Source organism: Salinibacterium sp. PAMC 21357 (assembly GCF_000247645.1).
Lineage (GTDB): Bacteria > Actinomycetota > Actinomycetes > Actinomycetales > Microbacteriaceae > Rhodoglobus.
Map to the genome: position 1 here is coordinate 355558 of NZ_AHWA01000002.1, position 12906 is coordinate 368463.

A 12906-nucleotide genomic window follows, 5' to 3' on the forward strand; every position below is an offset into this window, starting at 1 on the left:
TTCGTACGTACACTTTAGGCACTACGAGCCCCAACGCTTAAGCAAGAAGCGTTCGAGCAATCCCACCGCCGTGTCGGTGAGCTTTCCCAGCACTCCGAGCAGAATGATCGTCAGGAATAGTCGGTCGATGCGACCATTCTGTTGAGAATCGACCAACAGGAACCCGAGCCCAAGCGAAGCGCCAAGCAACTCGCCCGCCACCAGAAACAGCCAGGCCTGTGCGAGCGCGAGCCGCAATGACGAGATCACCGCGGGAACCACGGCCGGCAGCTGCACGAGACTCAACAACGCGGTGCCGGAGTAACCGTAACTTCTGCCCAATTCAACGAGGTGAGCATCCACGTGTCTCAGTGCCGATGCGACTGTCGTGTACACCGGGAAAAAGGCACCGATCGCCACCAGAGCGACCTTCGAATCTTCGTTGAGGCCGATATAGAGGCCGAGGAGCGGAACCCACGCCAACGATGGCACCGCCCTAATGGCGGCCAGCGTCGGCGCGAACAGGTCGGATGCTCGCGCCGAGAGCCCTACGACGGCGGCGAGGGCCAGCCCCACAATCGCCCCGATCGTGAACCCCAACAACACACGCTGGGTCGAGATCGCAATGTGCTGGTAGAGCACGCCACGCTCGTAAAGGTCGACGCCGGCGAGCCACACGCCCGCGGGCGACGGCAAGCGATAACTCGGAATAAGGTTCGAGGAGGCAAGCACCTGCCAAATAACGAGAATCGCCACAGGAATCACAGCGCCTAGAAGTGCTCTTCGCACTGACCGTCGGCGCGTACGATCAGGCGTCACCGCTGGCGGCGGAGTCGCCGCCGCGATTACAACAGGTCGCTCAAGAACCCCATTACTCGTCGACACGGCTGGGATCCGCACTGTCAATGAACGACGTATCGAAGAGCGAATCAAGTGCGTCATCAATCTGCTGCTGGGAAGCTACCGCCCCAGACTCTACGAAAACCGGGCCGATCACATTCAAGACAGCACGCTGTGCATCCCCCGGGGCCGGGTCAATCGCCAAGTTAGTGCGCTCAAGGAGAACAGAGTTAGCGATCGGAAGATCGATACCGGCAACATCCGCGAAGATCGCTGCAGCATCGTCGGGGTTGTCCGCCGCCCACTGACGGGCCTTCTCGTATGCGTCCACGACGAGTTGCGCCAGATCAGGCGATTTCTCCAGGAAACTTTCGGTCGCGTTCAAGAATCCATAGCTATTGAAGTCGGGATTGTCGTAAACGATTCGAGAACCCGCGTTCACTACGGACGCACTCATGAGCGGATCTAGCCCCGCCCACGCATCCACGGTGCCCGCCTCCAGCGCCGTCTTTCCGTCGGCATGCTGAAGCTGTGTGATCGTGACTTCGTCGAGACCGATGCCTGCCTCGGCAAGTGTTTGAAGCAAAAAGAAGTACGGATCAGTGCCCGCATTTGCAGCGATATTCTTGCCGCGAAGATCTGCCGCCGACTGGATTGGCGAATCTGCCGCAACAACAATCGCCGACCAGTTCGGCTGGGAGTAGATATCAATCGTCTTAATGGGCGACCCGTTAGCGCGCACCAGCAGTGCGGCAGAGCCGGCAGTGGAACCGACATCGATCGACCCCGAACGAAGCGCATCATTCGCTGCTGCCGACCCAGAGGACTGAATCCACGTCACAGCAACATCGTCGCCAAGAGTGTCTTCTAACCAACCTTCGTTCTTGATAATGAGGCTGAGCGGGTTGTACGTCGCGAAGTCGACGGTGAGCTGGTCACTGCTCCAGCTGCCCGAATCTACCGCGGTATCAGGGGCGAGAGATGACCCTTCTCCCGCAACGCATCCGGAGAGGCCAAGAGCGAGCGCAACTACGCCGGCGGCGGCAGCAATAAGAGATTTGGTAGTCATAGTGTCTTCCGTCAGTGAGTTGAGAGGTGGTGGGTAGGAACGCCGAGGCCGTCAAGCAGCTCGACACGCAGTTCTGCGAGATCGCTGCTGCCCCTGTCACGGGGGCGAACGCCAGGCACGGAAACCGTGGAGAGAATGCTCGCCGGTTCAGCGGCTGGCTGTCCCTTAGGCGACCCAAGAAGAATCACCCGATCGGCAAGGTAGAGCGCTTCGTCGACGTCATGAGTGACGATGACGATCGTCGCTGGCTCTGCAGCATGGAGCTCAAGCAAGAGATCTTGCATTGCCAGCCGTGTCAGCGCATCCAGAGCCCCGAACGGTTCGTCGAGCAGGAGCACTCCCGGTCGTCGCGCCAGCGCCCGGGCGAGCGACACTCGCTGAGCCATGCCGCCCGAAATCTCTCGGGGGCGCAAATGAGCTGACTCAGTGAGCTTCACCAGCTCGAGGAGGCCGGCGACTCGACCACGATCATCGCCCTTACGTTTGCCCCGCGGCAGCCCGACTTCGACATTGCGCGTTATGGAACGCCACGGCAGAAGTCGTGGCTCCTGAAAAGCGACCGCCGACCGCGCATCGAGACCAACTACGGGTTCTCCCCCGATGTCGATCGCACCGCCGGAAGGGGAATCCAGCCCGCCAATGTGCCGCAACAGTGTCGACTTGCCACAACCCGAAGGGCCAATGAGCGCAACAATTTCCCCGGCAGTGATCTCGAGATCAACCGCACGCAGAACATGGCGGTCGCCAAAACTCCGTGAAAGATCACGGATAGACACCGACAGCGCGTCAGCGGCCGTGGTGCGGCGCAGGGATGAAGAACTCATCCCTGAACGCTAGAACTTCACCAACGCGATGGCTATTGAGAACGTAACGTAGCGTCACGCAACCGCGTAACGCTACGTCACATAAGAAAAACTATTCGTTGCTGGCGGCAATCCGGCCGAGCAACCCGTTGATAAACCCCGCCGAATCTTCGGTGGAATGAATCTTGGCGGATTCAACCGCTTCAGAAATCGCGACACCGGTGGGGATCTCGTCGTTATACAAAATCTCCCACAAACCAATGCGCAGTAGAGCTCGGTCTACCGCTGGCATCCGGTTGAGTGGCCAGCCCTGCGAATACGTTTCGATGAGTTCATCGATCTCGTCGCCATGTTCCGTAATACCAAGAACAACTTGCTGAGCGTAGGCCCATGAGGTCGCCCGGGCGGGATCATTCATTGCTCGCGACGACTCAGCGGCCAGTGCGACGTTAATGCTTTCGCCACGAACGTCGGCACCATACATAAGGTCAAGCGCGCGCTTGCGCGCCTTGCTGCGTGCCCCCATTTAGTCGTTCACGCGACCGAGGTAGCCGCCATCGCGGGTATCAACTTTGACCTTCGTGCCCTGTTCAAGGAACAACGGAACCTGGATCTCGTAGCCAGTTTCTACGGTCGCAGGCTTGCTACCACCGGTCGAACGGTCTCCCTGCAGTCCTGGCTCGGTGTAGGTGATCTCCAAAACAACGGAAGCCGGAAGCTCTACATAAAGAGGCTCACCGTTGTGGAGTGCAATTACAACGTTTTGGTTCTCAAGCATGAAGTTGACAGCATCGCCAACCGCTTCAGCGCTCAACGTGATTTGGTCGTAGTCACTCGTGTTCATAAACACGAAGTTTTCAAGATCCTTGTATAGGTACTGAAATTCTGAGCGGTCGACGGTTTCGGTTTCGATCTTCGCGCCAGCGTTGAAGGTGCGGTCGACAGTCTTACCCGAGCGAACGTTCTTTACTTTGGTGCGAACAAACGCACCACCCTTGCCGGGTTTGACGTGTTGGAACTCGATAACGGTCCACAATCCACCGTCCATGTTGAGAACGACGCCGTTCCTGATGTCAGCGGTAGAGGCCATGCGTACAATCCGTTTCTGTTAACGAGCAAAAGCGCAATAAAATCGCGGAAGCGACAAATGCGACGTTCGAGTCTAACTGAGTCGACGAGCAATCGCGTCGAGAGCGAGAATGTACGAATCGAAGCCGAATCCGGCGATCACGCCGGTGGCAACTCCCGAAATCACGCTCGTGTGCCGAAATTCCTCGCGAGCGTGCGGATTCGTAATGTGCACCTCAATAAGCGGGATTCCTGCTCCGCTGACCTGAGCCGCCGCATCCCGCAACGCGTAGGAGTAGTGCGTAAAGGCAGCAGGATTCATAATCACCGGCGATGCGGAGTCAACAGCTTCGTGTAGCCACGAAATCAGTTCCGCTTCGTTGTCGGTCTGCCGAAAATCGACGGTCAGAGCGGCAATGTCGTGCACCTCAGCGGCGTGGGCTTCGAGAGTAGCCTGAAGATCGACGAGCGTACCTCCGCCATAAACATCAGGCTCTCTGCTTCCCAGCCGGCCGAGGTTGGGTCCGTTGAGGACAAATACTGTAGTCACCGCTCCACTCTAGCGAGGCGCGTGCCCGCTAGACCCCGACTTCTTGATAAGCCGAGTACAGCATCGCTTCGTCTGGTCCGTTCAGCATTGACGTGTGACCAATCGAATCGAGAACGACAAAACGAATCATGCCCGCACGAGCCTTCTTGTCACGCTGCATCGTCGCCAGCAGAGTATTCCAGCGGCCGAGGGGGTAATCAATAGGCAAACTCAGCGACTGCAAGATACTGCGGTGTCGATCGACCACTTCTGAGCTCAACGAGCCTGCAAGGTGGGCTAGCTCCGCGGCGAACACCATGCCGACGGACACTGCGGCGCCGTGGCGCCAGCGGTAACGCTCAGCATGCTCAATTGCATGCCCCAGCGTATGACCATAGTTCAGGGCTTCACGCGGTCCCTGATCAGTGAGGTCGACTCCAACTACGCGGGCCTTAAGGGCGATCGACAGTTCAACAACTCGCCGAAACTCGTCGGAGTGCGGGTCGATTACCTTGTCGACATCTGCTTCGATGATGTCGAGGATTTCAGGTTCACCGATGAAACCACACTTCACGATCTCTGCGAACCCCGCCAGGATTTCGTTGCGCGGAAGGTCCTCCAACACATCGAAGTCGGCCACAACGGCACTAGGGGCATAAAACGCGCCGACAAGGTTTTTACCCTCAGCCGTATTGATGCCCGTCTTACCTCCCACCGCGGCGTCGACCATTCCGGCCACGCTCGTGGGGCACTGAATGAGCTTAACGCCGCGCAACCACGTCGCGGCGACGAATCCCGCGAGGTCGGTCGCCGCGCCGCCACCGAAGCCAATCACGGCATCCGTGCGCGTGAAGTCGGTCTGGCCCATGATTTGCCAACAGAATGCCGCCACCTCGATGCGTTTGGCATCTTCGGCATCCGGAATTTCGGCCAAGAGCACTTCGTACTTCTCCGACAGAGATTCCCTCAGTGCATTCGCTCGCGCTCCCAGCGTGGGGGCGTGAATAATCAAGACCTTTGCTACTCGCGGACCAAGCTGTTCGGCCAGTTGTGGCAGCAGCCCTCGCCCGATCAGAACATCGTAGGGGTTCGTGCCGTCGACCGGGATAATCGTAGTTTCCGTCATTGTTGTTGGGTTCCCAACCAGTCGGCGATCTCACGCGCGACTTTTTCCATAGGCTTTAGTGAGGTATCAATAGTGAGCAACGAGAGCTCGTCATAGATCGGCTGACGCGCCTCCACCAGCTTCGCCCATTCATCGGCGTTCTTGGCGAGGGGCCGTTTAGTACCCGCAATGCGGAGTCGAGCAGCTGTTTTCGACATGGTCAATTGCACAACCCGGTGCGACGCAAGGTCTGCACGCGTGTTGAGGTCAAGCACTGCTCCCCCGCCGAGCGTGACGACCGCGGGTTCGAGGAGAGCGTTGGCTACAGCCTCGCGTTCTCTCTCCCGAAAGTATTCTTCGCCGAACTCGGTAAAGAGCTCAGGGATGGGACCGTGCGAGGCGACCACGACCTTGTCCGTGTCGATCAGCGGCACATCGAGAATCTTGGCTAGTCGCTTACCGACTTTGGTTTTTCCCGAACCAGGCGCCCCAATAATGACAACGATCGCTCCGCCATCATTGAGCATAGGTAGCCCGCGTTGTCTGCAGTGCGTCCGGGATGGCCGCCACATACGACTCGAGGTTTCGTTTGGTTTCGCCAAGCGAATCACCCCCGAATTTTTCAAGAACTGAGTTTGCGAGGGTAAGCGCAACCATCGCTTCCGCCACAACACCGGCAGCGGGGACAGCACACACATCGGAACGCTGGTGATGCGCAACCGCCGCTTCACCAGTCGCGATATCGACCGTGCGCAGCGCTCGAGGAACGGTCGAAATCGGTTTCATCGCGGCACGCACACGAAGCACTGTGCCGGTCGTCATTCCGCCCTCAATGCCGCCTGCACGATCGCTCTCGCGCGAGATGCCGTCAGGAGAATGCACGAGTTCGTCGTGTGCTACCGAACCGCGGCGGACCGCAGTTTCGAAGCCGTCTCCAACTTCCACACCCTTGATCGCCTGAATGCCCATAAGCGCAGCTGAGAGCTGCGAGTCAAGTCGACGATCCCAGTGGGTATACGAACCGAGCCCGGGAGGTTGCCCGTAGGCAAGAACCTCAACCACGCCTCCAAGAGTGTCGCCATCTTCATGGGCCAGGTCGACTTCCGCCACCATGCGCTCTGACGTTTCGGGGTCGAAACAGCGAAGCAGGTCCGCGTCGAGTGTTGCCACATCACCAGGGGTTGGCACTGCGCTGCCGTCTGGAACGCGCACGGTCCCGATCGACAGGGTGTGGCTAACAAGGTGAATGCCGAGACCATCCAGGAATGCACGAGCGACAGCACCGAGAGCAACACGCGCCGCAGTCTCACGGGCGCTGGCGCGTTCAAGCACGTTGCGGGATTCTAAGAAGTCATACTTTTGCATTCCCGTGAGGTCGGCGTGGCCGGGGCGTGGCCGTGTCAAAGCGGCACCGCGGCCCTTGGGAAGGGTCTCCGGGTCGACCGGCACGGGACTCATCACGTCTACCCAACGAGGCCATTCGGTGTTTCCGATGCGCAACGCAATGGGGCTGCCCATGGTGGCACCGAAACGAATTCCCGCGCTCAGCGTCAGCTCATCCTGCTCGAACTTCATGCGGGCACCACGGCCATAACCGAGCGTACGACGCACTAGATCGGCCTGAATCTGTTCAGGGGAAATGGGCACGCCCGAAGGCATCCCCTCAAGAATTGCGACCAATTCGGGGCCGTGAGATTCACCGGCCGTTAACCATCGAAGCATGCGTCAATCCTCCCACACACGCGGGTGCCTGTTTTTACCCGAGCAAGGCCCGGTCACCACTCGCGCGCGCCGGAACAATCCCTTTAGAAGTCTTCGTGCTCGAGCGACGACTCGATTGCTTCCCGCATGGCATCAATTGCGTCAGCCTCCCGACTGAGCGGCAGATCTGGAGTGCCGGCGGCGAAGATTCGCACTTGAGCAATGGCTTGATTGATGAGCAAGTCATGACCAGAAATCACGGTGCCGCTGACGGCCAGCCAACTCTTAGCAATTTCGCTGGGCCACGGGTCATACGCGACATCGAAGAGTACCGCTGCGGTTCGTACGCTCTCGTCAAATTCCACATTCAGTGCTCCGCCCGGAACAGTTGTGATGACCGCCGACGGAATCTCATCCGACGACGGTGCTTCTTTCCACTGCCGCAGCACAACCTGCGCACCGAGCGACTCACCGAGCGCTTTCAACGGCTCTGCTTTTGCCGGCGTACGGGCAAATATCTCAATCTTCGATGCGCCTAATCGAACCGATGCCACCAGCAAGGATGCCGCTGTGGCACCAGCTCCAAGAATCCACACCGACTCCAAACTCGACAACCCCGCATCGAGAAAGCTGCGCATTGCCCCTTCGACATCAGTGTTGTAACCGCGAAAGCCGTGATCGGAAATCACGACGGTGTTCGCGCCACCCACGAGTTCGACGAGAGGATCGACCCAGTCGAGCAGGGGTACAACATCTCGTTTAAGCGGCATGGTCAAGGAAAGACCTCGCCAGCGCCCGTCAAGAGCGCTGAGGAATGCTGGCAGAGACTCCCCCGTGAGTTCAATCGCGTCGTACTCCCAGTCATAACCCAGCGTTGCATAGGCCGCTCGGTGAATCCTGGGGCTCAGCGAGTGAGAGATCGGGGAACCAAGAACAGCGAGCTTCGAGCGCTCAGGCGGCACGGCGGGCAAGCCGGAACTCTCTAGCAATAGCTGCCATTCTCTTCACTTTCGGCGCACCAATCACGCAGTTGTTGAGCTGCTGCTTCGTGGTCGTCAACATTGGTGGTAAAAACTGTTTCCCCCGTTGCCAGGTTGATCGGCACGAAGAAAAGCCAGTCCCCCGCGACAGGGTTAATCGCGGCGTCGATGGCCAGTTCGCCAGGAAGCCCAATTGGGCCAACTGGTAAACCGGGATTCGCGTACGTGTTGTAGGGATTGCTTGCATCGGCGCGTTCGCTATCGGTTGTCCATACCGTGTGCAGATTTCCCGTGCCGTACGCAACGGTAGCGTCAGACTGAAGGAGTATTCCTTGGTCGAGCCTGTTGTAGAACACGCGCGCGATCTTGTAAAAATCATCGGTGTTGGGGCCAGCTTCACGTTGCACGAGGGCGGCCATCGTCAGTATTCGATAGCGGTCCTCCACCGCTACACCAGCGGCATCCAACTTTTCGTACATCGTGTTGACCATGAGATCGAGCACGACATAGGGGTCTTGACTACCGTCGATTTCGTAGGTTGCCGGAAACAGGTAGCCCTCAAGACTGATCGCTTCGGCGGGAAGCCCGAAGTGCGCGAGATCGGCGGATGCTGTTTGCAGCTCGGCTAGGGCGATTCCCGTTGTCTGGGAGATGATCTCCAAGGCGTCGGGCAAGGTGGTTCCCTCAGTGATGAGGAGCCTGTCGGTCACTTTGTTCTCGGGATCGAGAAGCGCATCGAGAGCTGACTGGGCACTCATTTCTTTCTGGAGCGAGTAGTTGCCTGGGAAGAATGCGGGGTCAGTTTCTTGGACAAGCAGAAGATCGTAGAACGCATCGAATGTCAGTGTGACGCCGGCAACGTTCAGGGTTCGCGCGATGTCAGAACCGATGTCACCCGAATTCACGGTGACGATCACTTCTTCGCCGTTTCCCGCGCCCTCGAAGTCATTGGGCAGCTCCCACCCCAACACTTCGCGGATCTTCTCTTCGTAATTCACCCAGGCATAGGTAGCTACCGCTGCGCCGGCGAGGGCGATAAGTAAGATGGGCAGCCCGATGATGAGCCACCACCGTCGTTTGCGGCGGGGCGGGCGCGGTTCCGTTGAGTCCGCGTCGACTGCGGTCGAGCTCTGGCTCGATCGCGCAGCGGGAGAGCCGTGAGCCGCACGTGCTTCGCGGCGCGTCATCGGTTGCTCACCGGTCGGGGCGACTGCTGCGCCTGATACCGCAGTGTCCGCGGTCTGAGCGTCGGCACTCACCGTGTCAGCTCTTTCGACGTCAGCGCTCTCAGCGCGCTCGGTTCCGTGGGCCGCTGCAGCGCGGGCAGACTTTGGTGCACTTTCGCTGGAGTCATCATTGAAGATGTCTTCCCAGTTCGGTTCATCTGCCATAGTCAGGATCCTAGCGTCGGTTCGACTAGCTCTCCCGGCGGCCTAGCTGCCGAGCGCTCAAAGTCGAGGGCGTGTTGCAGAATTATAACGGCGGCAACCTGATCGACCACCGAGCGAGAGTTCTTTGCAGTTCGACCGGATGCCCGCAACGCTGTGTTCGCGCTCATCGTTGTCATTCGCTCGTCGACCAGACGTACGGGCACTGCTGATTTGTCCGCTAGTTGTTGGGCGAACTCACGCGCATCAGCAGTCGAGGCAGTATCCCTCCCTGAAAGTGCGATCGGGAGCCCAACCACAAATTCCACAGCGTCGCACTCCACAGCGAGGGCGATCACTTTTTGAACGCTTCGACTCGCGCGCTGTACCGTCGCGACGGGGGTGGCAAGCATCCCGTGAGGGTCGCTGCGCGCGACCCCAACCCGAACCTTGCCGACATCCACGCCGAGTCGCGTGCCCGTGCGCATTCGTTACGCTGACAGGGTCGACGAAATAAGCGCTAGCGCATCGGGAATAGCGGCGGGGTTGGCGCCACCGCCCTGAGCGATGTCCGGCTTACCGCCACCGCCACCGCCAAGCACCCCAGCAGCAGCCTTAGCTAATGCCCCTGCCGCGAAACCGTGAGCGCGAGAAGCATCATTCGTCGCAACGATCACGGCCGGTTTTTCACCGATCGTTGCAGCGAGGGCCACGACAGCTGCTTCTGAGCCGAGTCGTTCACGCACTGCCTGCACAAGCCCACGCAAGTCATCGGTAGACGGCAATTCGCCAACATTCTCGATCACTGCTTTCACGGGACCAAACACTGTGGCCGTTTCGACCAGAGCAGGTACACGTTGCGACAGCTGGCCAGCTTCGAGCTGAGCAATCTTGCGCTCGGCTGCCTTGAGGTTCGCCATTAACTCGGCGATTCTGTCTGGCAGTTGCTCGCGCGGTGTCTTCAAATTCGTGGTCAGCTCAGAAACGATGGCTCGTTCTGCAGCAAAGCTGCGGAAGGCGTTCATGCCAACCAACGACTCAATTCGGCGGTTCGATGAGCCGACTGATGACTCCCCGACCAACGAAATTAAACCGATCTCCGAGGAACGACCAACGTGCGTGCCTGCACAGAGCTCGAGCGACCAGGGCCCACCAATGTCGACAACGCGAACAGTGTCGCCATACTTTTCGCCGAAGAGGGCCATTGCGCCCAAGTCTTTGGCGTCATCGAGCGCCATGATCCGGGTAGTTACTTCGAGGTTGTCGCGCACTGCAGTGTTGGCAACTTCTTCAATCTCAGACTTAGTCTCAAGAGAAAGTGCTTGCGACCACGAGAAGTCCAATCGCATGTAGCCAGCTTTGTTGTACGAGCCCGACTGGTGGGCATCTTGGCCCAGAATCTGGCGCAACGCAGCATGGATGACGTGGGTCGCCGAGTGCGCTTGAGTTGCCCCTCGACGCCATTGAGCATCGACAAGCGCAGTCGCCGCATCTCCGACTCCTACTTCGCCAGCAGTGACTTGGACTTTGTGGCTGATGAGTCCCTTTACGGGGCGCTGTACGTCGAGAACTTCGAGGTGGTAGCTCGCACCAACGATTGCACCAGCGTCGGCTTCTTGACCGCCAGATTCTGCGTAGAGCGAGGTTTCAGCAAGAATGATCTCAGCGATCTGACCGGATATCGCACGCGGCACTGAAATACCATCAACGATGATTCCGATCACGCTCGAGTCGGTTTCGAGGTTCTCGTATCCGGTGAAGGTCGTTTCGCCAAGAGCGCGGAAGGCACCGTAGACGGACAGATCGGCTAAGAATTGCTTCTTCGATCCGGCGTCTGCTTTGGCTCGATCTCGCTGCTGTTTCATCAGCGTGTCGAATGCTTCGCGGTCTACGGAAAGTCCGGCCTCTGCCGCCATTTCCAGCGTGAGGTCAATCGGGAATCCGAAGGTGTCGTGCAGCAGGAACGCTGTGTCGCTTGGCAGTTCTGATGCGCCAGACTTCTTGGTGTTTTCGACTGCTGTATCGAGGATCGTAGTGCCGCTGGCGAGTGTGCGCATGAAGACGTCTTCTTCGGCAAGCACAATACGAGAGATGCGGTCGTAGTCTTTTTCTACTTCGGGGTAGGCGGCTTTCATCGCATCCCGTGACTCTGGGAACAAGGCGGCAAAGGTTGCACCTTCGACGCCGAGCAGACGCATTGCCCGCACTGCACGACGGAGGAGACGGCGCAGAACATAGCCACGCCCTTCGTTGCTTGGCGTCACACCGTCAGCAATAAGCATGAGGCTGGAGCGGACGTGGTCGGCCACGACGCGAAGTCGCACATCCGCTTCATGATCAGCACCGTACGTGCGACCAGAAAGTTCGGCCGCTTTGTCGAGAACGGGACGAACCTGATCAATCTCGTACATGTTTTCGACGCCCTGCTTGAGGAACGCAACGCGCTCTAGCCCCATGCCGGTGTCGATGTTCTGCTTCGGGAGTTCGCCGAGGATTGAGAAATCTTTTCCCTTGCCCTCGCCGCGGAGGTACTGCATAAATACGAGGTTCCAGATTTCGACATAGCGGTCGTCGTCTGTTGCCGGCCCACCATCGGCGCCGTAGGCCGGTCCACGATCGAAGAAAATTTCGGAGCATGGACCTGCGGGACCTGGCTGTCCGGTGGACCAGTAGTTGCTGTCCATGCCCAGTCGCTGAATCCGCTCGTCGGGTAGTCCTGCGGTTTCTTTCCAATATGCGACCGCATCATCATCGTCTTCGTAGACGGTGACCCAGAGGTCTTCTGGTCGGAACCCGAGGCCACCGTCGGCTTCAGGCAGAGTCAAGAACTCCCAAGCAAATTGAATTGCTTCTTTCTTGAAGTAGTCACCGAACGAGAAGTTTCCGTTCATCTGGAAAAACGTTCCGTGACGAGGAGTCTTGCCTACTTCTTCAATATCAAGGGTTCGGATGCACTTCTGCACGCTGGTGGCACGATCGAACGGTGCCGGGACCAAACCCGTGAGATACGGCACGAAGGGAACCATACCGGCGACGGTAAACAACAATGTCGGGTCATCGCTGACGAGCGATGCCGAAGGAACGATGGTGTGACCACGCTCACCAAAATAGGTCAACCAACGGTTCTGAATGTCTGCGGTCTGCATGGGATCCCCGGGAACTCAATAATGCGGCCCGAGGGCCCTGATTGTTTTACTTGTTACGCTGCGAAAAGTCAGAGAGCGCGTCTTCGGCGTCGCCAACTGCTGCGCGAAGCTCTGCTTCACGTTCACGATATCCATCGACGACGGCACCCGTAAACTCGCGAGCTTTAGTGTCAATGTCTGAGAAGAACTGCTGGCCTTCTGGGGTCTTGGCGACCTGATGTGCTGCCACGAAACCGACAGCAATGCCTACAACGAAAAGAACTGCGCCTTTCATAATTTCTCCTTCAGATTGGGATGCGATGGCGATATTAGGAACCGT

The 12906-nt window shown here is 58.5% G+C and carries 14 protein-coding genes; all 14 read right to left on the reverse strand.

Annotated elements, in window-relative coordinates:
- Positions 1-21 precede the first annotated feature (21 nt).
- Positions 22-744, reverse strand: a complete 723-nt coding sequence (locus ON14_RS01730) for an ABC transporter permease (RefSeq protein ID WP_010202645.1) — start codon at positions 742-744, stop codon at positions 22-24.
- A 106-nt stretch (positions 745-850) separates the two neighbouring features.
- Complete coding sequence (locus ON14_RS01735; RefSeq protein WP_010202647.1) at positions 851-1888, reverse strand: aliphatic sulfonate ABC transporter substrate-binding protein; 1038 nt, start codon at positions 1886-1888, stop codon at positions 851-853.
- Between the two features lie 11 nt (positions 1889-1899).
- Positions 1900-2712 (reverse strand): ABC transporter ATP-binding protein, encoded by an 813-nt coding sequence (locus ON14_RS01740; RefSeq protein ID WP_010202648.1) that lies wholly within the window; start codon positions 2710-2712, stop codon positions 1900-1902.
- 91 nt (positions 2713-2803) lie between these two features.
- On the reverse strand, positions 2804-3217 hold the full coding sequence (gene nusB, locus ON14_RS01745) for a transcription antitermination factor NusB (protein ID WP_010202650.1): 414 nt from the start codon (positions 3215-3217) through the stop codon (positions 2804-2806).
- Positions 3218-3781 carry an elongation factor P gene (gene efp, locus ON14_RS01750; protein ID WP_010202652.1) on the reverse strand — a complete coding sequence of 188 codons (564 nt, stop codon included), beginning with the start codon at positions 3779-3781 and terminating at the stop codon, positions 3218-3220.
- Between the two features lie 72 nt (positions 3782-3853).
- Positions 3854-4309 (reverse strand): type II 3-dehydroquinate dehydratase, encoded by a 456-nt coding sequence (aroQ, locus tag ON14_RS01755; RefSeq protein WP_010202656.1) that lies wholly within the window; start codon positions 4307-4309, stop codon positions 3854-3856.
- A gap of 28 nt (positions 4310-4337) precedes the next feature.
- Complete coding sequence (aroB, locus tag ON14_RS01760; protein ID WP_010202657.1) at positions 4338-5414, reverse strand: 3-dehydroquinate synthase; 1077 nt, start codon at positions 5412-5414, stop codon at positions 4338-4340.
- Positions 5411-5920, reverse strand: a complete 510-nt coding sequence (locus tag ON14_RS01765; RefSeq protein WP_010202658.1) for a shikimate kinase — start codon at positions 5918-5920, stop codon at positions 5411-5413. The genes aroB and ON14_RS01765 overlap by 4 nt, the downstream gene beginning before the upstream one ends.
- A complete protein-coding gene (aroC, locus tag ON14_RS01770) occupies positions 5910-7115 on the reverse strand; it encodes a chorismate synthase (protein ID WP_010202660.1) in 1206 nt (401 codons plus the stop codon). The genes ON14_RS01765 and aroC overlap by 11 nt, the downstream gene beginning before the upstream one ends.
- An 83-nt stretch (positions 7116-7198) precedes the next feature.
- Positions 7199-8056, reverse strand: a complete 858-nt coding sequence (locus tag ON14_RS01775) for a shikimate dehydrogenase (RefSeq protein ID WP_237719674.1) — start codon at positions 8054-8056, stop codon at positions 7199-7201.
- Positions 8057-8076: 20 nt separating this feature from the next.
- The gene (gene mltG, locus ON14_RS01780) at positions 8077-9465 is read right to left on the reverse strand and encodes an endolytic transglycosylase MltG (RefSeq protein ID WP_010202666.1); all 1389 of its coding nucleotides are present in this window, start codon (positions 9463-9465) and stop codon (positions 8077-8079) included.
- A gap of 2 nt (positions 9466-9467) precedes the next feature.
- On the reverse strand, positions 9468-9929 hold the full coding sequence (ruvX, locus tag ON14_RS01785) for a Holliday junction resolvase RuvX (RefSeq protein ID WP_010202669.1): 462 nt from the start codon (positions 9927-9929) through the stop codon (positions 9468-9470).
- A 3-nt stretch (positions 9930-9932) separates the two neighbouring features.
- Positions 9933-12587 carry an alanine--tRNA ligase gene (gene alaS / locus ON14_RS01790; RefSeq protein WP_010202671.1) on the reverse strand — a complete coding sequence of 885 codons (2655 nt, stop codon included), beginning with the start codon at positions 12585-12587 and terminating at the stop codon, positions 9933-9935.
- A 46-nt stretch (positions 12588-12633) separates the two neighbouring features.
- Entirely contained in the window at positions 12634-12861 is a 228-nt protein-coding gene (locus tag ON14_RS01795) for a hypothetical protein (RefSeq protein ID WP_010202674.1), read from the reverse strand.
- Between the last annotated feature and the right edge of the window lie 45 nt (positions 12862-12906).

Coding starts and splice junctions, on each gene's coding strand:
- nusB (WP_010202650.1), bottom strand. CDS start 3,217: ATGGGGGCACGCAGCAAGGCGCGCAAGCGCGCGCTTGACCTTATGTAT.
- aroB (WP_010202657.1), bottom strand. CDS start 5,414: ATGACGGAAACTACGATTATCCCGGTCGACGGCACGAACCCCTACGAT.
- ON14_RS01765 (WP_010202658.1), bottom strand. CDS start 5,920: ATGCTCAATGATGGCGGAGCGATCGTTGTCATTATTGGGGCGCCTGGT.
- aroC (WP_010202660.1), bottom strand. CDS start 7,115: ATGCTTCGATGGTTAACGGCCGGTGAATCTCACGGCCCCGAATTGGTC.
- efp (WP_010202652.1), bottom strand. CDS start 3,781: ATGGCCTCTACCGCTGACATCAGGAACGGCGTCGTTCTCAACATGGAC.
- mltG (WP_010202666.1), bottom strand. CDS start 9,465: ATGGCAGATGAACCGAACTGGGAAGACATCTTCAATGATGACTCCAGC.
- ON14_RS01795 (WP_010202674.1), bottom strand. CDS start 12,861: ATGAAAGGCGCAGTTCTTTTCGTTGTAGGCATTGCTGTCGGTTTCGTG.
- alaS (WP_010202671.1), bottom strand. CDS start 12,587: ATGCAGACCGCAGACATTCAGAACCGTTGGTTGACCTATTTTGGTGAG.
- ruvX (WP_010202669.1), bottom strand. CDS start 9,929: ATGCGCACGGGCACGCGACTCGGCGTGGATGTCGGCAAGGTTCGGGTT.
- ON14_RS01735 (WP_010202647.1), bottom strand. CDS start 1,888: ATGACTACCAAATCTCTTATTGCTGCCGCCGCCGGCGTAGTTGCGCTC.
- ON14_RS01740 (WP_010202648.1), bottom strand. CDS start 2,712: ATGAGTTCTTCATCCCTGCGCCGCACCACGGCCGCTGACGCGCTGTCG.